Annotated in this window: 21 protein-coding genes and 1 pseudogene; 13 read left to right on the top strand and 9 right to left on the bottom strand. The window is 59.4% G+C overall.

Annotation, left to right across the window (positions count from 1 at the left end; all coding sequences use genetic code 11):
- The first annotated feature begins 25 nt into the window (after window positions 1–25).
- A complete protein-coding gene (locus Enr8_RS03620) occupies window positions 26–937 on the top strand; it encodes a hypothetical protein (RefSeq protein ID WP_146429240.1) in 912 nt (303 codons plus the stop codon).
- Here Enr8_RS03620 and Enr8_RS03615 read toward each other — a convergent pair.
- From Enr8_RS03615 to rlmN, 4 genes are all read right to left on the bottom strand, one after another.
- Window positions 900–1,436, bottom strand: a complete 537-nt coding sequence (locus Enr8_RS03615) for a hypothetical protein (RefSeq protein WP_146429239.1) — start codon at window positions 1,434–1,436, stop codon at window positions 900–902. The genes Enr8_RS03620 and Enr8_RS03615 overlap by 38 nt on opposite strands.
- 60 nt (window positions 1,437–1,496) lie before the next feature.
- Window positions 1,497–2,018, bottom strand: coding sequence for a hypothetical protein (locus tag Enr8_RS03610; protein ID WP_146429238.1), 522 nt, complete (start codon window positions 2,016–2,018; stop codon window positions 1,497–1,499).
- A gap of 492 nt (window positions 2,019–2,510) precedes the next feature.
- Complete coding sequence (locus Enr8_RS03605; RefSeq protein ID WP_146429237.1) at window positions 2,511–3,158, bottom strand: hypothetical protein; 648 nt, start codon at window positions 3,156–3,158, stop codon at window positions 2,511–2,513.
- A 51-nt stretch (window positions 3,159–3,209) separates the two neighbouring features.
- Entirely contained in the window at window positions 3,210–4,271 is a 1,062-nt protein-coding gene (gene rlmN / locus Enr8_RS03600) for a 23S rRNA (adenine(2503)-C(2))-methyltransferase RlmN (RefSeq protein ID WP_246119933.1), read from the bottom strand.
- Window positions 4,272–4,523: 252 nt separating this feature from the next.
- On the opposite strand from rlmN, the pseudogene Enr8_RS26555 reads away from it, so the two are divergent.
- Together Enr8_RS26555 and Enr8_RS25975 are read left to right on the top strand one after the other, a co-directional pair.
- A pseudogene (locus Enr8_RS26555) lies at window positions 4,524–4,721 on the top strand (DUF5698 domain-containing protein); the annotation flags it as partial.
- A gap of 163 nt (window positions 4,722–4,884) precedes the next feature.
- Window positions 4,885–5,097 (top strand): hypothetical protein, encoded by a 213-nt coding sequence (locus tag Enr8_RS25975; RefSeq protein ID WP_186767410.1) that lies wholly within the window; start codon window positions 4,885–4,887, stop codon window positions 5,095–5,097.
- 11 nt (window positions 5,098–5,108) lie between these two features.
- Here the strand turns inward: Enr8_RS25975 and Enr8_RS03585 are convergent, their stop codons facing one another.
- Window positions 5,109–5,660, bottom strand: a complete 552-nt coding sequence (locus Enr8_RS03585; protein WP_146429233.1) for a hypothetical protein — start codon at window positions 5,658–5,660, stop codon at window positions 5,109–5,111.
- 10 nt (window positions 5,661–5,670) lie between these two features.
- Window positions 5,671–6,567, bottom strand: coding sequence for a metallophosphoesterase (locus tag Enr8_RS03580; RefSeq protein WP_146429232.1), 897 nt, complete (start codon window positions 6,565–6,567; stop codon window positions 5,671–5,673).
- Between the two features lie 259 nt (window positions 6,568–6,826).
- Between Enr8_RS03580 and Enr8_RS03575 the strand changes: the two genes are divergently transcribed.
- Together Enr8_RS03575 and Enr8_RS03570 are read left to right on the top strand one after the other, a co-directional pair.
- Window positions 6,827–7,714: a hypothetical protein gene (locus tag Enr8_RS03575; RefSeq protein ID WP_146429231.1), complete on the top strand. Its 888-nt coding sequence runs from the start codon at window positions 6,827–6,829 to the stop codon at window positions 7,712–7,714.
- A gap of 185 nt (window positions 7,715–7,899) precedes the next feature.
- A complete protein-coding gene (locus Enr8_RS03570) occupies window positions 7,900–8,139 on the top strand; it encodes a hypothetical protein (protein WP_146429230.1) in 240 nt (79 codons plus the stop codon).
- A gap of 507 nt (window positions 8,140–8,646) precedes the next feature.
- Here the strand turns inward: Enr8_RS03570 and Enr8_RS03565 are convergent.
- Window positions 8,647–8,997 carry a hypothetical protein gene (locus Enr8_RS03565; protein ID WP_146429229.1) on the bottom strand — a complete coding sequence of 117 codons (351 nt, stop codon included), beginning with the start codon at window positions 8,995–8,997 and terminating at the stop codon, window positions 8,647–8,649.
- Between the two features lie 411 nt (window positions 8,998–9,408).
- Here Enr8_RS03565 and Enr8_RS03560 point away from each other — a divergent pair, with 411 nt between their 5' ends.
- The 7 genes from Enr8_RS03560 to Enr8_RS03530 all read left to right on the top strand — a co-directional run bounded on the left by Enr8_RS03560 (window position 9,409) and on the right by Enr8_RS03530 (window position 17,888).
- Window positions 9,409–12,495: a Tex-like N-terminal domain-containing protein gene (locus Enr8_RS03560; protein WP_146429228.1), complete on the top strand. Its 3,087-nt coding sequence runs from the start codon at window positions 9,409–9,411 to the stop codon at window positions 12,493–12,495.
- 102 nt (window positions 12,496–12,597) lie between these two features.
- Window positions 12,598–13,086, top strand: coding sequence for a hypothetical protein (locus Enr8_RS03555; protein ID WP_146429227.1), 489 nt, complete (start codon window positions 12,598–12,600; stop codon window positions 13,084–13,086).
- A 108-nt stretch (window positions 13,087–13,194) separates the two neighbouring features.
- Window positions 13,195–14,352 carry a DNA cytosine methyltransferase gene (locus Enr8_RS03550; RefSeq protein WP_146429226.1) on the top strand — a complete coding sequence of 386 codons (1,158 nt, stop codon included), beginning with the start codon at window positions 13,195–13,197 and terminating at the stop codon, window positions 14,350–14,352.
- A gap of 5 nt (window positions 14,353–14,357) precedes the next feature.
- Complete coding sequence (locus tag Enr8_RS03545; protein WP_146429225.1) at window positions 14,358–14,786, top strand: very short patch repair endonuclease; 429 nt, start codon at window positions 14,358–14,360, stop codon at window positions 14,784–14,786.
- Between the two features lie 191 nt (window positions 14,787–14,977).
- Window positions 14,978–15,613 (top strand): hypothetical protein, encoded by a 636-nt coding sequence (locus Enr8_RS03540; RefSeq protein ID WP_146429224.1) that lies wholly within the window; start codon window positions 14,978–14,980, stop codon window positions 15,611–15,613.
- A 93-nt stretch (window positions 15,614–15,706) separates the two neighbouring features.
- Window positions 15,707–17,431, top strand: coding sequence for a HEAT repeat domain-containing protein (locus Enr8_RS03535; protein ID WP_146429223.1), 1,725 nt, complete (start codon window positions 15,707–15,709; stop codon window positions 17,429–17,431).
- A 265-nt stretch (window positions 17,432–17,696) separates the two neighbouring features.
- Window positions 17,697–17,888, top strand: coding sequence for a PAS domain-containing protein (locus Enr8_RS03530; protein WP_186767409.1), 192 nt, complete (start codon window positions 17,697–17,699; stop codon window positions 17,886–17,888).
- Between the two features lie 224 nt (window positions 17,889–18,112).
- Here the strand turns inward: Enr8_RS03530 and Enr8_RS03525 are convergent, their stop codons facing one another.
- A complete protein-coding gene (locus Enr8_RS03525) occupies window positions 18,113–19,039 on the bottom strand; it encodes a malate dehydrogenase (protein WP_146429221.1) in 927 nt (308 codons plus the stop codon).
- A 260-nt stretch (window positions 19,040–19,299) separates the two neighbouring features.
- Here Enr8_RS03525 and Enr8_RS03520 point away from each other — a divergent pair, with 260 nt between their 5' ends.
- Entirely contained in the window at window positions 19,300–20,622 is a 1,323-nt protein-coding gene (locus tag Enr8_RS03520) for an APC family permease (protein WP_146429220.1), read from the top strand.
- Window positions 20,623–20,730: 108 nt separating this feature from the next.
- Here Enr8_RS03520 and Enr8_RS03515 read toward each other — a convergent pair whose 3' ends face one another.
- Complete coding sequence (locus Enr8_RS03515) at window positions 20,731–21,990, bottom strand: NAD(P)/FAD-dependent oxidoreductase (RefSeq protein WP_146429219.1); 1,260 nt, start codon at window positions 21,988–21,990, stop codon at window positions 20,731–20,733.
- Window positions 21,991–21,995: the final 5 nt, after the last annotated feature.

Raw genomic sequence — 21,995 nt, 5'->3', positions numbered from 1 at the left:
TCCAGCCCCTGGAAGGATCAGCCTCATGTCTCGCTATTGGCTCGCACTCGCTTGCGCCGCGACGCTCTTGCTCACCTCGCCAACCCACGCCGAAGAACCGGGCGAAGGCTTGATCGATGGACTGATCGCCAAGATCCGCCACCTGGAGGCACGCCTGGAACAAATCGAAACGCAAACCGACAAGCACCGCGTCGCGATCGAGCGAACGACGGAAAATGCGATTCGCCCGAAGGAAATGGCGGAACTGTTCGAGCGACAATCCAAGCTGGGACAGCAAGTCGAAAAGAACCTGGCCGCCATCAAGCATGTCGAGTCACACCAGGTTCCGCCGGAGGTGATCGAAGAGTTGATGAAGCGGCTGGAAGTTCTCGGCGGGCAAGTTGACGAGAATGGCGCCGCAATCAAGAGCGCCAACGCGAAAAAGGTAGGGCCGCCAGTGATCAACGAGGTGCTCGGAATACTCAAAAAGCTGGACGTGCGAGTTGACCAAAACGCGGGCGCGATTCGCGATATTAAGGCCAAGCAGGAGAAACCGGCAATCGACGCCGAGCCCAAACTGCCGAAGCGTGATCAAGCGGAGAAACGGGAAGCGGCGATCTCACTCGCCTGGAAGCCGAAAGAACCGATCGACTTCGCAGGAACGTGGCTGATGACGTTGCCGCTCGGCGCCGAACATCAGGTCGTCATCAAAGCGACCCGCGATGACAAGTTCAAGCTGGTTCGGCCGAAGCTGAACATGGCCGGCGTATACCAGGCGAACGGTGAAAAGCTAACGATCACCAAGCCGGACGACAAACGTCTAACCGGCTTTGAGTGGACGGCGATCAATCGCAATACGCTGATCCTGACCGGCGAGCCCTCGACGTCGCGCACCGGCTCCAGCTACTTGGGAGCGACCCTTACGCGCCAGGTCGAAGCGAAGTCAGATTCGAAGTAATCGCTTCGTTGGAAGCGCGAACTTCGGGGAAGATCTTCTTCACTCCTTGGCGACCGAGCAGAAAGCGTTGGCATACCAGGCCGACGCCGCCTTCGCCGTGGCAAACCACTTCGAAGATCGGTTCGCGGTGCGGCAGGACCGTAGCGCGGAAGATCGGTCCGCTGAACTGAACTTCGTAGCTGGCCGACTCATGAAAGGCGTGGTCAGTCAGCACGACGACGTGGCGTTTGGTCGCTTCAACCGGCTTCGTCTGATCTTCTTCCGACGCGAAGAGAAGCATTTTGCGTTCACCGCCACCCTTCAAGACAACGTCGCGTTCCGCAACCAGCGAGTAATCGCGTTGCCACAGGCCATCCGGGCGTTGATAACCCTCGACCATGCAAGTGCGACGGACGATCCACAAGGCGTTGTCGCCATACAGCGGATAGGCGAGCGCGGCCAACACGATCGCGGCCAGCAAGGTGGTAATCCAGTTCGGACTCTTCTTGTTTTCGTTCATAGTTCGTACCCTCTTTCTTGGATCTCTGTTCCGGGAGGTCTGCGTAAGGTGGGAATCGGTCTAGGAGGAAAAATCGGGGGAGGACGACGCCGTGGCGACGTCGCTGTAGGTGGGATCAAAATTGGCGGGAGCGGCGAAATCTTTGCGGTACGCTTCCTCGACTCCGTGCGGAGTCAGGCGATAGTGAACCGAACGGATGTGGTCCGGACCATCTTGAAGAACAAGCTCCACGACGGGGTGAATTCGCGGAATCAAAGAAACGCCGGCAAGCTTGCCCGCGACGTTAAGTTGGTAGGCGCCTTTTGACACATAGTCTAGATCGGTCAAAACGACGTGGCGATGTTGACTGCCGCCTTCGACTTGGCTGAAGACCAGAATGCGGCCCTGGCTTCCATCGCACCAGTGATACTCTTCATCGACATCAAGTTGGTATTGCCCAACCAATCCGGGCAACGCTTGTTGATACTCATGCAGCAGCGAGATGCGGCGAACCGTACGAAGAACGCGGTCTCCGTACATCGGCGACGCCAACAGCAACAGCAACGCGGCCGCAATCCAGGTCTGCGGCGTAACCTTCTTCATTCTGTTCCACATTGTTCCAGCCCCTTGGTGCTTTCTGGTTCGCGATTGGGATTCGCGTCGGTTTCAGCGACGATGGGGAATCGTGTGAAACCGGGTCTCGTACTTGGCAGGCATTCGCTGAATCTCGGGGCGCCCAGCGAACGAGCGTCATCATGACAAAAGGAACGAATCGATGATTGCCGTTTGTTTGCGTGCTAGCATTGGCCACAGCGAGCGCGCCGCCGAAGAATGGGCGAAGTTTGCGCTAATTACTGCCCAAAAACTTGGCTGCGGAAAACACTGAGCCGCAGACAGGCGTTAAGAAGGAAATTGACGCCATAGAAACTGGGCGTTTATTGACATGCGGATGCCCGAAATTCTCCCGCAAAACCGAAAATTAACCACGCGAAGGGAAAAATATCTCTCCCAAGCCCTTCAGAAACGCGTTTTATCAATTATTTTAGATTTCCACTTTACAACGAGAGGCCTGCCTAAGCATGTGGCAGCACCTCGTTAGGCTCGTATCAGATACTTACTCAATAACGTATCTACGCTGATGCAATTGCTGGCGACGCGCCCCGTCTCACGCACCTCGGGATCAACCGCTACTGCGGCAATCTCGTCCTGCAGCAATTCGATCACCGCACGCGTCGCGTCCATCGATTCCAGCGACTCAACCAGTCCCGCTTCGCCGGTCTTGATCAGATACTCATCCGCCAACTCGCTGTCGGTAAACAGACAGAGGACCACAACCGAGTTCCCCTCGGCGCCCTTTCCCGCGATCGAGCTATAGCCGGTCTCTTGCCGCAATAGGCAAACCGGATAATTCCAAGGGGAATAGTCCACGTCCAGGTAATCGTTCACCAGCGTTTCGACCGTCGTCGCCCAAGCGGCGTTCACATCCTTCTCCAGCGGATCGGGATCAAAGCAGACCATCGTCACCGGTTCCTGCAGGCTCTCCAACAGCCACGCGAACTCCCGGTCGTTGTTCAACAGCCGCGGCGCCCCCAAAATCGCAAACTGCTGCATGAAGCCGAGCGCCTTCTCCTCAGAGGTCAGCACGACCAGCAACTGGCGCGTTTCGTCCTGCGGATCGACGATCGACGCGTAACCGCCGGAATGAGCGACAACGTAAAGCGGATACTTCCACGTGTATGACATCAATTGGTCTCCTATTGGCAAGATTCGCCGCCTAGCGGCAATGGCGAGCCGTTATTGAGCGGCGGCGGCGGCGATCCGACGATTCTCGCGCCGGACCAGTTGGCCGCAGGCAGCGTCGACGTCGGCGCCCAACGAATAGCGAATCGTTACGGTAAACCCTTCGGCCCGCAGCGCGGCGCCAAACGCTTCCCGCTCTTCTTTCGCAGTCCCCTCCAAGTGAGGCGCCGCTTCAACTCGGTTGTAGGGAATTAAGTTGATATGCACCGGCAGACCTCGCAGGTACTCCGCCAGCGCGGCCCGATCCTGGGGCCCATCGTTGACACCACGGAGCATCAGATACTCGATCATGATCGACTGCTGACTGATCTCGGCGACCTGCTGCAGGGCGGCCCGCAACTCTGTCAGGTCGTACTTGGCCGCCAACGGAATGATCTCTTCTCGCCGCGATTGGATCGCACTATGCAGACTGAGCGCTAGATTGACGCCGGGAAACTTACGAGCGAATTCGACCATGGCCGCCGGCAAGCCCACGGTCGAAACGAGCGTCCGCCGCGGCGATTGATCAAAACCAAGCGGCGAAACCAACTTCGACAGCGTCTCGTTGACGGCGGCGACGTTGTGAAACGGCTCTCCCATCCCCATGAAGACGATGTTGCGAACCTTGCGGCCTTCCGGCTTCAACATTTGGTTCGCTTGCACGACCTGGTCGAGAATCTGTGGCGCCGACAAACTGCGGGCGATCCCCATCTTGCCGGTTGCACAAAAGTCGCAATTTGCGGCACAGCCAATCTGCGAAGAGATGCACAAGGCGGTCCGCCCGGTAGCGACGCGCAAGATCACCGACTCGAGCAGCAGGTCATCGCTGGTCCGAAACAGCAGCTTCGACGCGCCGTCGACCTGCGAATCGAACCGCTGGTCGAGCGTCAACTCATGCAGAAGGATTTCGTCGGCGAACGCCTTCCGCGCGGCGGTCGGCAACTCGCTCAAGGCCTCCTCATCAGAGCCTTGCAGCTTGCAGAGCCGGTTCCGCAGCCGCCGCACGCGATGGGGGTCCAGCGCCAGGCGTTTTCGCAGCGACTCGACCGCAACGTCGTCATGAATGCTACTCAACATCGCTCCACCCGTGGCAGGCATGCCCAATGCGTTAGCTCGATCGACTGATTCATGACGGTTCCCTGAGTGGCTCAAACGACCCTGTATTGTAGGTCGAAATGGGCTGAGAACCAAGGAAGGCCGGCTCGCCGATTGGGGCGAAAAGTGCGTTATTGCCGCGAATTCCGTCAATGGAGTTAGCGCGCTTGCGACTGTCCGCGACAATCTCGCTTTCGCCCTCTCTCACCAAAACGCCTGCTGTTTGAGCCCAACATGCGTTTCCTCGCCGACCAACCGGCTTGGGTCGTCGCCCTCCTCATTTTCTGCACGCGAATTGTTGACGTGTCGATCGGCACGTTGCGAACCATCTCGGTTGTACAAGGCCGCCAGGGGCTGTCGGTCTGCCTCGGCTTTTTCGAGGTGTTGATCTGGACGATCGCGATCTCGCAGGTGATCACCGGCATTGGCGAAAATCCAGTCCTGCTGTTGGCGTACGCCGGCGGATTCGCCGCTGGCAATGCGGTCGGCATTCGCTTGGAACGCTTTCTGACGCTCGGCCATGTCATCGTTCGCATGATTTCGCCGCCCGACGGGCTGAAAGTAGCCAAGGCGCTGCGAGAGCTTGGCCATCGCCGTGACGACCTTCACCGGCGAAGGACGGGACGGCCCGGTGCTGCTGATCTACATGAACTGCCATCGTCGCAAGCTGCAACGCCTGCTGAAGATCGCAACCGACAACGCCCCTGCCCTCTACTACACGGTCGAGCCCGTCTACTCGCATAACGACGGCCTGAACCTGCCGCTGCCGCATCGCACCGGCTGGCGAGCCTTTCTCAAGATGCAATAACGCGGACGCGACTACATTTCGACGTCTTCGTCAATCACTTCCGCGTTGTACGGATGATAGCGACGATGGAGCCAGCGCAGCGTTACTCGCCCCAGGCTGATGATGATCATCAACAGCGGCGGCATCGCCAGCGCCACAACGATAAACAGATACCGACGCGGCATGGCGTCGCTGGTGTAGTTGAAAGCGTAGTAAGCCAGCGAAGCCGCTGCGCAGCAGAAAAACGTCGTTACCATCAGGCCCGTGATCGTGATCTTAGGGACCCAAACGCGCTTAGAGTTCGCGTATCCCATAATCTGCGCGATTACTGCACCAATGAACAGTCCCAAGGGAAAGCTGACGACCGCAGCGAAAACCCCGATAATCACCGCCGCCACCCACGGACTGGCGTCGCTTTGATACAAGCTGGAGAGCCCGATGATCAACCCGACGGTGATAAACGTTGCAAAGGCGATCAGTGCGGCGATCGCCCCGGCGATGTAGCGCCCGTTGAGATTCAACTCGCTAAACCGACCCGGAATTCGTCGCGGCGCTGCGGGATCGCTCCTGGATGGGTCAGGCATCGCAGACTCCTTACATGCCGTACGGAGAAGGCGCCGGCTTGTGCAGACGTTGCACTTCGGCCAGCAATTTGCCGTAGCTGATCCCGTCGTCAACCGGCAGGATCGCATAGCAACCGTTCTGGCAGCAACAATCGAGAATCACTTGCCGCGAGTTGGGCGTTTGAAAGCCGTCGGTCGATGGTTCGTGTCCGGTCAGAAAGTACTGAGCGCCGGTCTGCTTGGCAAACGCATCGGCGTTCTCCTGCCGGAAGTCGCGTCCCCAGACCATGCGTCCCACGTCTCCTTGGCACGAGAGATCTTCTTCGGCCAGCGGGCGATCAAAGACGTTGGCGTCAAACGGCTTCTCGTCGCACTTCTCCGGCAGACTATGGCAAATCAATAGTCGCTCGCCCGCCTTCACGCCGATCGGCAAGCTGCGGAGGAAATGGAGATACGCGTCGCGGACATCCGCGGTCCGATTGCCGTACATCTCTTGCAGCCCAGCCCGAAACATCAGGTTGAGCATCTTTCCCCCTTTGAGAATCGGGAAGTCAACCATCTCGGCCAGTTCGTGATTGCTCAGCAGGAAATGAATTCGATGCGGGTATTCGCAAACCAGCTGGGCGACATCCTCCAACATCAAATGCGACATGCAGCCCCCGCCATGAGGATAGGTCGGGCCGCCGTGGCAAACTTCCTGCAAAACCAGGTGTCGCTGCGGGTTAATGTCGAGGGCCGCCAGTTCGAGGATGCGCTGGAAATTGCGTCGATTGCCATGCAAATCGGCGGTGACCATCACATCCACGGCGTCCCCCCCGGTCGAGAGCGTCACGAGATTTCCGCGTCGGCAGGGATTGCTGAGGTTGATCTCCGCCGCTTTGCGATAGCGCGTGATCACTTGGTCAGCCAGAGAAGTTTCAACAGACATGTCTACGACTAGCGAAATCGCGCGAGAAAAGGAAACAAGCACACTGCGCTGGGGCAACCACTTATTGTTGCCGGTTGATCCGTCGTAGGCAAACGCGATGCGGTTTATGACGGTTGTAACGGCTTTTCCGGAGCCAAGCATTAGGGGACCAGCCAGGAATTCCTTTAATTCTTCCCCTCCCGCCAATTTTTGTCTTAACTTTCAGGTAGGCGAAAAAAGCCGCCGCCTCATCATCCTTTTCTTTTCGGACGAATGCGTCATGCCAGCAGAGCGTCGAACGTCGATTCGCTTTCCGGTCTTGCCGGAGAACGTCAACGGACGCTTGGTGCTGGGCAAAGAGGAATTCCGCGTCCGCTTGCTGGATGAGTCGATGGCTGGCTTCGCAATCGAACTCGAAGTCGCCAAAACGCGCCTGCAAACGGTAAACCCGGAGCACGAAGAAGAATTCTTTCTGTTTGGCGAAATCGCTCAGTTGGTGCTCAACAGCAGCGCGTTCGAGGTACAAGTAACCAGCGTCGGCTGCAAAAACCCGTCGCCCGATCGTAAACTCCCTCCGACCAAAGCGCTGCTGCGCGTCGGGGTAAGAATCATTCGCGAAATCTCCGCGACCGAATTCCATCGCGCAGCCTGGCGTCGCGCCGCTGCAATCATCTTTGTCGCCGCCTCGGTGACGTTCGGCGTGTCGCTGGGGATGTTCAAAGATCAGATTCTCAACGCCAGCGCGGCCGAAGATTCGGCGCTCGGCGGCATTCTCGCGTCGATGTCGCAGGACTGGAAGCAATATGCCTCGGGGGCAGACATTCCTCGCAACGACGGCTTAAAAGTGCTCGCCAGCCAGGGACAACAGCTTCACCTGTTCGCCCAACAGTTGCGTACCGATCCGATGGCGAAGCGGGTGCAACGGATTACGGCGTTCAGTTCGCCAGAAGCGTGGCAATCGATGAACCTGAGCGAGCAGCAGCAGACCGACATTCAAAAAATTCTGCTGGAAGCGAACGCCCACTTCGAGCGGATCTGGACGGTCTATCGTGAGTTCAAAGCGGAACTGGAAAACCGGATCGCCGCCTACCTGGATGAGGTCGAGATCCGCATTCTTTCGCAGCTGACGTCGGCCCAGGCGCAATCCTGGACGCAGATCAGCCTCTAATCGCGCCCCCGCTGCGTGGGATGCTAGCAACTGCCAATCGCGCCGAAGATGCCGAATTATTCAATATTCGGGTTTCTACCGCCGATTTAGCAGATGGAGAGCCAAGTGCGCGTCGACTCCCGCAGAGCCGGCCAGCGCTGAAAATACGACCCGGACCAGGCCACACGAATCCAGAAGGTAGAGAGATGAAACGAATTGCACTGCTCGCCGCAGTGACCGCCATGACGGTCGGAAGCGTCGGTTGCCATTGCATCGGCGCCAATCCTTGCAGAAACCCAACCAGCGTCAGCGCTCCGCCGGCGGTGGCCGATGGCGCTGGAGCAATGGGCGCCGGCGGCTATTCGCCCGAAGTGACCTATCCCTACTACACCACCCGCGGCCCGCGTGATTTTCTGAATCCGTGCCCCTACAGCCCGGGCTACTAAGCCAATAGTTCGTGCGCAGCTGGCGTTTCTCGCGCCGCTGCGGAGAACGTCTCGACAAGCGTCGCAAGCAGCAAGCGACGCTTGTCGCGTTTCTTGGGTCAGCTTCGCGCATCTTCCGCTCTTCCGCCACCGACGATTTAATCGGGGCATACCTCTTTGCACATGACGCCTTGGCCGCCTAGAAGCGGCGGAGTCCTAGAGCGTTTTTCTGATAGCTGTAGCGTTTCTGGCGTTGGCAGTCCGTTGATTTTCTCGATGGACTGCGTGGTCGCAGGGATGCGATCCCAAAATAGCGACGTAAGTCGTTATTTTGCGAGCCGCGAAGAGCTATGCTCTGAGCCTGGCGAGGTTGGAAAATGCCACGAGGGCATTTTTCAACAGGCAGTTAGTGAGGCAAGCTGGTCAAGGCGACCGAAGCAGGCGAATCCTCAAGATTCGTCGATGCAGGTCAACGCCGACCAGCGCGGCCGCAACCAGCCAGAACGATACAGATGGAGGAAAACCGCTCTAATGCGACGAAATCTGCGGTTGCAGCAGCGTCTGGTACGCTAGCAGAGCGCGAAAGAGATCACGGGAAACCAGCACCGTCTCGTTTTCGATTTCGTCTTGCAGCGCGACTCCACAGCGGCGAGCTTCCTCGATCAGCTGCAGCAGTTCTTCCAGCCCGATCGCGATATCCGCCACGCCAGGCTGCAAGGTCCCGCCCTCCGGCAGGACATTCGGCTCTTTGCCTTCCCGTCGATTTGCAGAATCCAAGGCGCGCATCGCGTCGCCGACGACGATCTCCGGCGTTTCGCTCAAAACGTCCGGCGTCGATTCGTCTTCGGGACCGTAATAAACTCGTAAGTGCGGGGCCATTGCGAAATGTCCTAGCGATGGCGGCTCGGAAAGGGGCGTCGGCAAGACTCGCATCTGGCCCAATCGCTCCGTCTAAGAATCGAAATCGGCATAATGCCGCCGATATATCGCGAAGAATCGCTGCAACTGCACCGCATTGGCGGCGACCGGCTCGCCGCACCCGCGTAATCGGTAAAGTTCGCCAAAGCGGGGCGTCGCCGATTGCGCAACGCGTGAAAAGACGACGAATAGGGGAATTCTGTGTTAATTCTTGGACCTTGCCGCTTCGCGAATCCTTGACAACAAAAACGGTAACCCCTAGATTGCCGGTCTGGCGTCCCATGCGCAGACGCCGCTCTGGCAAGCCTTTGATTCGCGCCGTCGCCCCTTAACTGCAATCGCGCGTCTCCCACCTGATACCTGTTGGCGAATATGGAAAGCACAGTCTCGTCCGACCTCAACATCGTGGCTCGCGAACTGGGGCTGCCGGTTGAACAAGTTCAACGTACCGTCGAATTGCTGGATGATGGGAACACGGTTCCTTTCATTACGCGATACCGAAAAGACGAAACCGGCGGCTTAGATGAAGAGCAGATCCGCAAGGTCCAAGCCCGAACTGCCGCCCTTCGCCAGTTGGAAGAGCGCAAGCAGACGATCCTGAAGTCGATCGAGTCGCAAGGAAAGCTGACCGACAAGCTCGCCGACAAGATTCAGAAGGCGCCGACCACTAAGCTGCTGGAAGACCTCTATCTTCCCTTCAAGCCCAAGAAACAATCGCTGGCCACGCAAGCGCGACAGCGCGGTCTCGAACCGCTGGCCAATGAAGTGCTGGAAGGTAAATTAGCCGCCGCCGATCTCGAAACCCGGGCAGCCGCCTTCGTAAACGCCGAGCAAGAGCTGGCCGACGTCTCCGCCGTTCTGCAAGGAGTGCGTTACATCCTGGCCGAGGAGTTCGCCGAAAACGCTATCCTCCGCGGACGCTTGCGCAAGTTCATGTGGAAGACCGGCTCGCTGGTCACCCTTCGAATCGAACAGTCGGCTGAGACCTCTAGCTCAAAATCTCCAGCGAGCGACGACGGCGATTCGGGCGCAGACGACGACGTGAAGTCGGAAGACGCCGCCAGCGAACCCGCCGCCGAAGCGCCGCCAGCGGAAGAATCGCCGGAGCCCACCGCGGAAGAGAGTACTGCGGAAGAGAGCACTGCGGAAGCGGCGACCCCGGAAGAAACCGTCGCCACGGAACCTTCGGCCCCCGCCGAAGAGACGCCGGCTGCCGAAACTACAACCGACGAATCTCCCGCTTCCGAAACAGCTGCCCCCCCCACACAATCTGCAGCGACGATCGATCCCAAGCGTCGCGCCCTGCAAGAGCAGCGCCGCGACAAGCGCCGCAAGCAGAAAGACCGTGAACGCAGCAAGAAAGAAAAAGCGTTCAAGGACTACTACGATTTTCGCGAGCCGATCTCCAAGATCCCGCATCATCGCGTCTTGGCGATCAACCGCGGCGATCGCACCCGATTCATTCGCGTGAAGATCGATTGCGACTGGGATCGCCTGAACGCGCTGGCCGAAGAGACCGCGATTCCGGCCGATCACCCGCAAGTCGAGTTCCTGAAGCCCTGTTTGCGCGATGGTCTGCAGCGTTTGATGTTGCCGAGCCTGGAACGGGAAATCCGCCGCGAACTGACCGACCATGCCGAAGGGCACGCGGTCGACGTCTTTGCGTGCAACCTTCGCAAGCTCCTGCTGCAACCGCCGGTTCATGGACGCCGCGTCTTAGCGGTCGATCCTGGTTTCCGCAGCGGTTGCAAACTGGTGGCGCTCGATCAATTCGGCACGATTCTGGAACAAGGGGTCATTCATCTGATTGGGCCGGAAGATCGCGTCGCTCGCGGTCGCCAACGGCTGATCGAGATGATTCGCCAGAACGAAGTCGACATCGTCGCGATTGGTAACGGCACCGCCTGCCGCGAGACCGAAAACCTGGTCGCGTCGATCATCTCCAAAGACATCACCGACCGCGAAGTCGTCTACGTCATCGTGAACGAGGCGGGCGCATCGGTCTATTCAACCAGCGAACTCGGTCGCGAAGAGTTCCCCGACTTCGACGCGACCGTTCGCGGCACGATCAGCATCGGCCGTCGTCTGCTCGATCCGCTGTCGGAACTGGTGAAGATCAATCCGTCGAACATTGGCGTCGGCCTGTATCAGCACGACGTCAAGTCAAAGCACTTGAAAGAGACGCTCGACAACGTCGTCGAATCGTGCGTGAACTACGTCGGCGTCGACGTGAATCAGGCCAGCCCGGCGCTACTCAGTTACGTCTCCGGCTTGAATCAGTTGACCGCCCGTCGGCTGTACGAGTACCGCCGCGAAAACGGTCCGTTCAAGTCGCGTGAAGAGTTCAAAAAGGTCGCTGGCTTCGGCGATTCGGCCTTCGTGCAGGCGGCCGGGTTCCTCAAGATCCGTGATGGCGAGAATCCGCTCGACGCCACCTGGATCCACCCCGAAAGCTACGAAGTCGCCGAGAAGGTCCTCACCAAGCTCGACGCAACCGTCGACCAGGTCCGGACCGGCAAGCCCACGGAGCCGGCCAAGCCGATTACGGTTGAACCGACCGAGCCGACGGCGGAAACGTCAGTCATCGAACCTCCCACGACGCCCGTCGCGGTGGAACCCGCTTCCCCGGCAGCGCCGACCGAAACCGCTGCCGTAGAGCCGGCGGCTGAAACGCCGGCCGCCGAAGAACCCGCCCAAGCCGAAGCGTCGGCAGAAGCGGCTGTTGCCGAGACGCCGGAAGCCCCACCGAAAGCCGAGGCGCCGTCAGCCCCCCATGCCGAATTGGTGAAGAAGATCGCCGGGGTTTCTCCCGAGTCGTTCGCCGCCGAGTTGGAAGTGGGTGAGCACCTAACCCGCGATATTTTGAATTCGCTATCGCGCCCCGGTCGTGACCCGCGCGCCGATTTCCCGCCGCCGCTATTCCGTCGCGGCATCATGAAACTGGAAGACCTCCGCAGTGGGATGGAACTATCGGGAACCGTCCTTAACGTGGTCGACTTCGGCGCGTTCGTCGACATCGGCTTACATGACAGCGGAATGGTGCACATTAGCCGCCTGGCGAATCGCTACGTCAGCGACCCGCACGAAGTGGTCAGCGTCGGCGACGTCATCACCGTCTGGGTTGTCGAGATCGACAAAGACCGTCGTCGCGTTTCGTTAACCGCGATCGAGCCCGGCACCGAAAAGCCGCTCCCCGCCCCCGAGGCGAAAAAGCGGGTCGATCGACCGGAACGCTCCAAACGTCCGCCGCGCGACAAGAATCGCCACGGCGCCAAATCGCAACACGGTCCGCACGGCAAGCCGAAATCGAAGTCGTTCGTCTCGAAATCGAAACCGAAGCCGGCAAAGCCGATTTCCGAGGCGATGAAAGAAGGCAAAGAGCCGCTTCGCTCGTTCGGCGACCTTGCCCAGTTCCTGAATCAGAAAGAAGAGAAAGACAAGAAGCCGAAGGGGAAGTAGCTCCGCTCGGCTTGCTGGGAAGGGACTTCTCGCCCCACCCTTCCTCGGTCCGCATCGCCCCTTTCGCTTCCTCCTGTGCGCTCAGCCGCGACCTGCAGATTCATGAATGATTTTGAAGACCGTCTGAAAAAAGCGATCCAGCGCGGCGAAAAACGCAGCGCCGCGAAGTCGGAGGCGATCCGCACCCAAGCGCTCAGCGAAGAAGAGTGCAAAGAGCTGCACAGCAAGTTTCGCTTGCAGCTGTCGGATTACATCGAGAAATGCGTCGGCGCCCTGCCGAACTACTTCCCTGGTTTTCAAACCGAAACGATCTACGGCGAAAAAGGTTGGGGGGCGGCCTGCTACCGCGATGACCTCGACCTGACCGGCGGTAAGCGTCGCAGCTTGTACAGTCGTCTCGAAATGACGATTCGCCCGCATTCGTCGGTCCACGTCCTGGAACTGACCGCCAAGGGCGCCATTCGTAATAAAGAGACCTTTAACCGCAGCTACTTTGAAAAGTTGGCCGAAGTCGATCTCGACACCTTCACCAACTATATCGACGTCTGGATCATCGAATACGCCGAGATTTACTCCGGCACCCGCACTTAATGCAGCGAACCTGCTGATCGCCAACTTCTCTGCGGCGGACGATTGAGCATTTGGCCCATCTCGGCGATAATGCGGGCTCCTCAATCGCTCTGACACCGGAAGTCGACTATGTCCGCTCCAGCGCCGCGCACCTTCGCCGAATTCTTTGCCGGGATTGGACTAGTCCGTCTGGGCCTGGAACGATCTGGCTGGGAAGTTCGCTTCGCCAACGACATCGACGCCGGTAAACGCCGCCAGTATGAAGGGCACTTTGGGGCGGACGATTCGTTCGTTCTGGGAGACGTCCATCAGTTGGACGTGGCGGAGATGCCCGATGTGACTCTCGCTACGGCCTCGTTCCCCTGCACCGACCTATCGCTCGCAGGGGGCCGCAAAGGCTTGGGAGGCGCCCAGTCGTCCGCCTTCTGGGGATTCCACAACGTACTGAAACGGCTCGGCGGGCGTCGACCGCCGCTGGTGCTGCTAGAGAACGTTCCAGGGCTACTCAACTCGCATGGCGGCGCCGATTTCGCGGCGGTCCTGTCGGCGCTGAATGACTTGGGCTATCGGGTTGATCCGATCATGCTCGACGCCAAGTGGTTTACGCCGCAAAGTCGACTCCGCCTGTTTGTGGTCGCCAAAGCGGTCGATGACGACGCTACGATCGAGAGCGAGGACCTGACTCCGTCTCAGCTGCGCCCCGCTCCTTTGGTCGACTTCGTTCAGCGTCACCCCGAGATCATCTGGAGCTGCGCCGACCTGCCGGAGCCGCCAACCGCCAGCGACAATCAATTGGGCGACGTCCTCGAAAAACTGCCGAAGGACGACCCATCCTGGTGGTCGCAGGAGCGAGCCGCATACCTGCTGAACCAGATGAGCCCGCGGCATCGAGCCGAGGCCGATGCGATGATCGCCAAGCGCCGCTGGAGTTATGGAGCGGTCTTCCGCCGGGTCCGCCGAGGGGCGAACGGCGAGAAGCGCTCAATGGCCGAAATGCGGACCGATGGTCTGGCCGGTTGTCTACGCACGCCCAAAGGAGGCAGCGGACGACAGATCCTGTTCAAGGCGGGCTACGGCCAATATGCGGTCCGATTGCTGACGCCGCGAGAGTGCGCTCGGCTGATGGGGGCCGGCGAGTTCACGATCAGCGGCTCGAACAACGACGCCCTGTTTGGGTTCGGCGACGCCGTCTGCTCAAGCGTCCTGAACTGGATTGGGGAGAACTACCTCAACCGCCTGGCCGGCGAGTGTTGCTCGCCCCGCCAGCTGGAGCTTTTTTGCCGGTAGCGCGAATGTCCCGCTCGACCGATAATTTTGATCCCGAAAGTCGCAGCGAAATCATGCGGCGGGTTCGGTCGAGCGACACTCGGCCAGAGCGGATCGTGCGAAGCTTGGCCCACCGTCTGGGATACCGCTTTCGGCTGGGAAGACGCGACTTGCCAGGGAGCCCCGATTTGACTTTCCCCGGTCGCGGGAAAGTAATTTTCGTACATGGCTGCTTCTGGCATCAGCACAACTGTGCCAAAGGTCGACGTCCGTTGCCGAAACAGAACGCGGATTATTGGCGTAAGAAGTTAAGCGGGAATCAACAGCGCGATCGCCGGGCCCAGAAATCGCTGCGAAAACTGGGCTGGCGGGTACTTATTGTGTGGGAATGCGAGACGAAAAGGGGAAACTGGCCTCGATTGGCCCAGAAGCTGCATAAGTTTCTGGCTGATTAGTCGGGGATTAGCAGAGCCTGCTCGGGGGGGACGCAAGACCTGGAAATAGGCCGGATTTGTTGCTTTCGACATCGGTTCGGCTATTCTGGAATGGTTGTTTTCGTAAACCGCGAAGACTTCCCATTTCCCCAAAGCCTTATCTCGCGATCCAGAATTACTGAATCGTATACGACTTAATCGAGGGATGCGTCATGTCGCTTCGACTACTTCTGGCTATCGGTATCACATCGGTAGTCGCTCAGACTGCGTCGGCCCAATGGTACTATAACACGGGCGCTTCGGCTTCGACCGTTGGGGAAAGTCATGCCCGCGGTTTGGCCGACATCGTTCGCGCCCAGGGCGAATACAATTTGAACACAGCCCGTGCGGCGATCGACGTCGAAGAGGCTCGCAGCCAGTACATCGAAAATCGGAATCGCGCCCAGCAAGTCTGGTTCGAGATGCGACGTCGCAACAACGAGTTCCGCGCCGAGATGGCGGGACCGAAGCCGACCAGCGAACAACTGTTCCGCTTCAATCAGGAACGGGCTCCGCAGCGTCTAGCTGCATCGCAGTTGGATCCGCTCACCGGCGAGATCAACTGGCCCTTCATCCTGACCGACAAGCCATACGACGAGTACCGGGAAAAGCTGAACCTGGCTTTCGCCATGCGTGCTCGCGAAGGTTCGTACGCCAACGTCGATGAGTATCGCAACGTCACCGGCACCGCCGAATCGATGCACGACGAGTTGAAAGCCCGCATTCGCGATTATTCGCCGCAAGACTTCGTCGACGCCAGCAACTTCATGAAATCGCTGGTGTACGACGCTCAATTCCCGTCGGGCTAATCCTGGCTCGTCGGCTGCGGCTACACCACAAGCTTCCCACACCTATCTAGCAATCACACGTCGCTGGCGACGTACTTTTCTGCGGAGTCTGCAATGATCAAACGACTGATGTTTTCCATGGCCCTGCCGCTGGCGGTCGCTTCGATCGTCTGGGCCGACGCGGCCGATTCGATCAAAGCGTTGTCTGACAAAGGGGAAGCGGCGGTCGCCGCGGCCGACGCCCTGGCTCGTCAACCGGAAGACGCCGACAAAGCGGTCCCTGCTCTGATCGCCGCGATGGGAAGCGACAACGTCGAACTGCGTTGGCACGCCGCTCGGGCCTTGGCCGAATACGAAACCGCAGCCGCTCCGGCATTGGCCGCGTTGACCAAGGGCCTGGATGATCCGGATGCTGAAGTGCGGGCCTACAGCGCCTACGCGATCGGCGAGATCGGCGAAAAAGCGCTGCCGGCCGTTCCGGCTTTGATCCAAAAGATCACCGACAAAGAAGCGATCGTCCGTCGCGCCGCGATGGGCGCCGTTCGCAAGCTGCCGACCGATCCGAACGAGACGTTGCCGCTGATCGCCAACATCCTGGATGACGCCGATCCGAGCGTCGTCGTGCCGGCATTGCACACCCTGGCCGAAGCAGGCAAGAAGTCGCTGCCGGTTTTGAAGAAGGCTTTGACCACCGAACGTGGCGCCTACTGGGCTTGCCTGATCGCGGGCGAAATGGGACCGGAAGCGGCAAGCGCCGCGCCGAATTTGGCTGAAGTCCTCAAGTCGCACAAAGACCCTGATACCCGCATGCAAGCGGCGGTCGCGCTCGGCCAGATTGGCGCCGGGGCCAAACCGGCCGTCGGTCAATTGGCCGCAGCGCTGGAAGCGGACGACTCGATGGCGGTCCGCTACGCTTCTGCCTACGCGTTGGGCGTGATCAAAGATCCGGCGTCCGAAACGGCCCTGGAATCGGCCTCCAACTCGGATGACGAGTTCATGCACATGCTGGGCGAGTGGGGCGTCGCTCGCCTGCACCCCGAAGACCAGGAAGCGGTCGAACACGCCGTCGAAGATCTTGTCGAAGGGATGAAGAGCAAGAACGCCAACGTTCGCGCCGCTGCGGCTCGCTGCCTGACCGAACTGGACGCTCCCCGTGAGATGGTAGCACCGGTCTTGCTGAAGGCGCTGACCGACACCGATCCGACGGTGGTCGTTCACTTCCGCGAAGCGATCGTTTCGCTTGGCGCCAAGGCGACGCCGCGACTGGCGAAGGCCTTGGAAATCGAAGGCTTGCGGATGCACGCTCTGGCGATCTTGCGTCGCCTGGGCCCAGACGCCAAAGCTGCCGTTCCCGCGCTGATCGAAACCTTGAAAGTTGACGATCCCCAGGTGCAAAGCGAAGCGATGATGGTCTTGGGCGGTCTGGGGGCTGCGGCCGCTCCGGCGACCGACGACATCGCCAAATTCCTCGACAGCCCAACGGCCGGCCTGCAGCAAAGCGCTCTGTACGCCTTGGGCAGTATTGGCCCGACCGCCAAAGCGACCATCCCGCAAATCGCGCCGCTGCTGGACAGCGACGTCGAGTTCACCAAGGTTGCCGCTGGCTGGGCCATCGCTCATATCGATTCGACCAGTCCCGCCGCCGCCAAAGCGACGCCGGTCCTGACGGCCGCGTTGACCGAAGGTTCCGACTTGGTCCGCTTGGAAGCGGCCAAGTCGCTGGGCATGCTTGGCAAACAGGCGGCCTCCGCCAAAGCGGCGTTGACCAAAGCGGCTAACGAAGATTCGTCCGACGCGGTTCGTGCCGCCGCGGCCGAAGCCCTGACCAAAGTGCAGTAACGGAGCCCCGAAAGCTCTACCGATCAAAAGCCGCTCCTTCAAGTTGAGGAGCGGCTTTTTTTATGGCCGCGCTGGCCGAGAATTTTCGGTAGGCCGCAAGGCTCGATTGGCTGTCCGATTTACACCGCATAGGATAGCATTTAGGCTTCCTTCGCTTTCGAACTTTCGTCACTCCAAAGTGCCGGCGTTCCCACCCTGAGACTGCTTGTGTCGAAACTCCTGCAATCCACCCTTTTTGGATAGGTCGTCGCGATCGTCGTATCCTTTGCCTGTCTGGGACTGGGATCTCGATACGAACAAGGTTCGCTGGAACGAAGGGATCCGCCGCAATTTCGGTTACTCCAAATCGCAAGTCGGGGCCGACGCCGGGTGGTGGAAAGCGGGCATCCATCCCGATGATCGGGATCGCGTGATCGAAGGGATCCACGCAGCGATCGACTCTGGGCAAGAGCGGTGAACCGACGAGTATCGTTTTCAAAAAGCGGATGGGGACTACGCCTATCAGTCCGTTGATTTTCTCGACGGACTGTCAGTGAGGCAAGCTGGTCAAGGCGACCGAAGCAGGCGAATCCTCAAGATTCGTCGATGCAGGTCAACGCCGACCAGCGCGGCCGCAACCAGCCAGAATGCTAAAGATTGAAGAAAACCGCTCTAGGTCGGTTCCGATGGCAAACCATCACTTTAAGAAGCGGCGGTCAAAGATGGCGCCAACGCGTCAATCGCCGCTCGAATTCGATCCGCTCCCCGGTGAAAGGTCGCCTGCTCGGCGTCGTTCAACTCGGGACGCAGAACTCGCTCGATACCTCGTCGGCCAATCACCGCCGGCAACGACAGGCACACGTCCTTCACGCCGTAGTAGTCATTGATTCGTAGGCTGACCGGGGCGGTCCGGCGTCGGTTGTTGCGAATTGCATCCAGAATCATCATCGTCGCCCCAGCGATGCCATAGTTGGTATAGCCGCGAGTGCGATAGATCTGACCAGCCGAATCGGCCGCCTGGCGAGCGAGCGACATTAGATCTTCATCCGGCTTCATCAGTTCGCCCCCTAGCGAGGCGCTGCTGAACGAGGCGACTTGATCTTGGCCATGCTCGCCGATCACGTAGGCTCGTACGTCGCTGGCGTGGACGCTAAGCCGCTCTGACAACAGCCGCCGTAATCGAGCGGTATCGAGCAACGTGCCGACGCCAAACACCCGCTCTGGCGGGAAGCCGGAGACCTGCAGGGCGAACCACGACATCACATCGACCGGATTGGTCACCATCACGCAAATCGCGTTGGGACTGGCGGCGGCCAAAAGCGGCATCCGTTCGCTAAACCGCTGCAGATTGCCGCGGGCGGCGCTGTAGCGATCAACATCGATGTTGGTACTGGGAGACGCATCGCAATAGAGAATCACGTCCGATCCGGCGGCAGCTTCGTCACCTCCTGCTCGCACGTCGACCGAGTGGTCTTCCAGCCCCGCCGCATGATTCAGATCGTCGGCTTCCGATTTCGCGATTTCGGTACGGCGCGAGACCAGCACCAATTCGTCCGCCAAGCCTTTTAGTACGATCGCATGGGCGACAGCCGAGCCAACTTTGCCCAGCCCAATCAACGAAACCTTCATCCAGACATTTCCTCGCAGTTAGCGACGCCTCTATGGTCGTATTCTAACGCGAGTCGTGCCGACCACGTCATGACGAAAATCCCGTATTCGCCCCCTTTTTTCGCGATTTCCACGCCTACTGTGGTAGTGCGAAACCTCTGTTAATTCTTAGTTTTTTCGCCCGCGGCAATTCCTCGTCGCTCTCCTACGGGATTCTTTCGCATAGCGCCAAACGGTACGCTAAACGAAATCGCTCTCCATCGACCGCCTGACAATCAACCATGAACGACGCCTCGCCTGACTCCCCCGCTTCGCCATCGCCGGCACGTCTGACGCGCGAAGTTGGTTTGGTCGGCGCTATCCTGCTTGGCCTCGGCTCGATTATCGGAACGGGGATCTTCGTCAGTATCGGCATCGCGGCAGGCGCTGCTGGCCCTGCAGTATTGTTAGCGATTCCGCTGGCCGCCATGCTGGCGATCTGCAACGGCTTGAGTAGCGCCCAGTTGGCTGCCGCTCATCCGGTGAGCGGCGGGACCTACGAATATGGATACCGCTGGTTGCACCCGAGCTTGGGCTTTCTAGCAGGCTGGATGTTTGTCGCGGCCAAGTCCGCCTCGGCGGCGACCGCGGCGCTCGGCTTCTCCGGCTACTTGCTGAACCTCTTCCAAATTGACGCCCCTGCGTGGCGACTCCCGATTAGCTTGGTGATGGTGTTGCTGGTAACGGGAGCGATTCTGACCGGAATTCGCCGCAGCAATTTCGCCAATGCGGTGTTGGTGACGATCTCGTTGGTCGCGCTGGCGCTGTTGATATTTTTCGGCCTGTCCAGTTTTTCGAGCGAGCGGATTACGCCCTTCTTCTCCCCCGTGTCGACGAACCTGACGCCGCCGCTCGGCTTCGCTCAGGCGGTCGCGCTAATGTTCGTCGCCTACACCGGTTACGGTCGCATCGCAACGCTCGGCGAAGAAGTGGTGAACCCCCGGCGAACAATTCCGATTGCGATCATCGCAACGCTGGGAATCGCGATGGCGTTTTACTGGCTAATTGGCTTTGTGGCCGTCGGCGTCTTGGGGGCGGACGAACTATCCGCCGCCACACTGCAGCAAGGCGCCCCACTGGAACTTGTCGCGATTCGAATCGGTTCTCCGCTCCTGTCTAACGTGATCGCGGTTGGCGCCACAACCGCCATGGCCGGCGTTCTGTTGAACCTGGTGCTGGGACTTTCGCGGGTGGTGCTGGCGATGGGACGCCGCCGCGATCTGCCGGCGATTTTTGGAGAATTGAATGCGGCTAATACCACGCCGACGGCCGCCGTTTTGCTGGTCGCGTTGATCGTGATGGGCCTGACGCTGATCGGCGACGTGAAGACGACTTGGTCGTTCAGCGCGTTTACGGTGCTGATCTATTACGCGCTGACGAACCTGGCGGCGATTCGCCTGACGCCGGCGGAAAGGCTTTACCCGACGACGGTTTCCTGGCTTGGCCTGGCGATCTGTTTGCTGCTGCCGTTTTGGGTCGACGCCGCCGTTTGGCAGGCCGGCCTGGCGCTGATTGCGGTCGGCATGATCTGGTACGCCGCGGCGAACTGGCTGCGCAAACAATAAAGAAAGCCCCAGACGGGGAAACGCGGTCAGCGATTTCCCTACATCCGTGAATCGCCGACCACGTTTCCCCAGACGGGGTTTGACGTTTGATTTTGACTGAGGACTGGCTCAGTCTTGCTCTTTGGCCGCCATCAGCCGGGCTTCTTCATCTTCAGCCTTGACCATATCCATGGCGGCGATCACTTCGTCCAAATCGTCTTTGAACAGATCGCCGATCAACAAGTCGGTTACGCGGCCCACGAAGTGAGGGAAGCGGCGAATGAAGCGGCCGAAGTTGAACCCTTCGTAATACTCCGAGACCAGGCGGCGCATGCGCCCTACGCCAACCTGATAGTCAGGCAGCCAGTCGCCAAGCTGCTCTTTCGAAGTGTCTCCCTTTTCGAGCCCTTCACAAATCGCATCGGCGGCCAGTTGCCCTGACTTCAGCGCCAGCAAAACGCCGGATGAATAAAGAGGATCAAGAAAGCCAAACGCATCGCCAACCAGCACCCACCCGTCGCCGGCCCCTTGGCTGGCTTTGTACGTGTAATCCTTGGTCGCAAAGATCTTTTCGACCTGCTCCGCATTGGCGATTCGCTCTTTCACGGCCGGACAGCGGTCCAGCTCCTCGGCGTAGGTTTGCTCATGTCCGCCGCGGTCTTTGAAGAGGTAGTCGAAGTCGCCGACCACGCCGACGCTGACGATATCGTCATGAAGCGGAATGTACCAGAACCAGCCCTTCTTCCCCTGGACGCTCAAGACGACGGTCGCTCCTTCGTCTTTCCCTTCGTCCCGGTAGGCGCCTTTGAAGTAGGTCCAAATCGCCCCTTTGTTAAGTTCGGGATCGGGGACGCGCAGCTTGAATTTGTTGATCAGCATCGAGCTTTGCCCGCTGGCGTCGACCACCACGTCGGCCAGCACCTCGCGCGTCTCGCCGGAAGCGTCGACCACCTTGACGCCGATCGCGCGATCCCCGTCAAACAACACGTCCAGGACGCGAACTCCCTGATGAACTTTAACGCCATGCTCGGCGGCGTTCTCGATCATCATCAGGTCGAATTCGCTACGCCGTACCTGCCAAGTCTGCGAACATTCGTGCGGCTTGTTGTCATGAAAGTAGAACGGCGCCGAGAGACGCCCCGACTGCCCAACAAACTGCACGCTGTACTTCTTAATGAAGTTGCTTTGCTTCATCTTGTCGAGCATGTTCAGACGCTTCAGCACCCAGTAGGTTTCCGGAATCATCGACTCGCCGATGTGATACCGCGGAAACACCTCGCGTTCGAAGAGCTCGACGCGGTAGCCCTTTTGGGCGATCAAAGTCGAAACGGTCGATCCAGCGGGGCCGCCGCCGATGACGACGACTTGAGGTTTTTCGTTGGCGATCATTCTGT

The organism is Blastopirellula retiformator, from assembly GCF_007859755.1.
GTDB lineage: Bacteria > Planctomycetota > Planctomycetia > Pirellulales > Pirellulaceae > Blastopirellula > Blastopirellula retiformator.
Note: the sequence above shows the minus strand (reverse complement) of the source record. Positions and strands in the feature narration are given on the sequence as shown.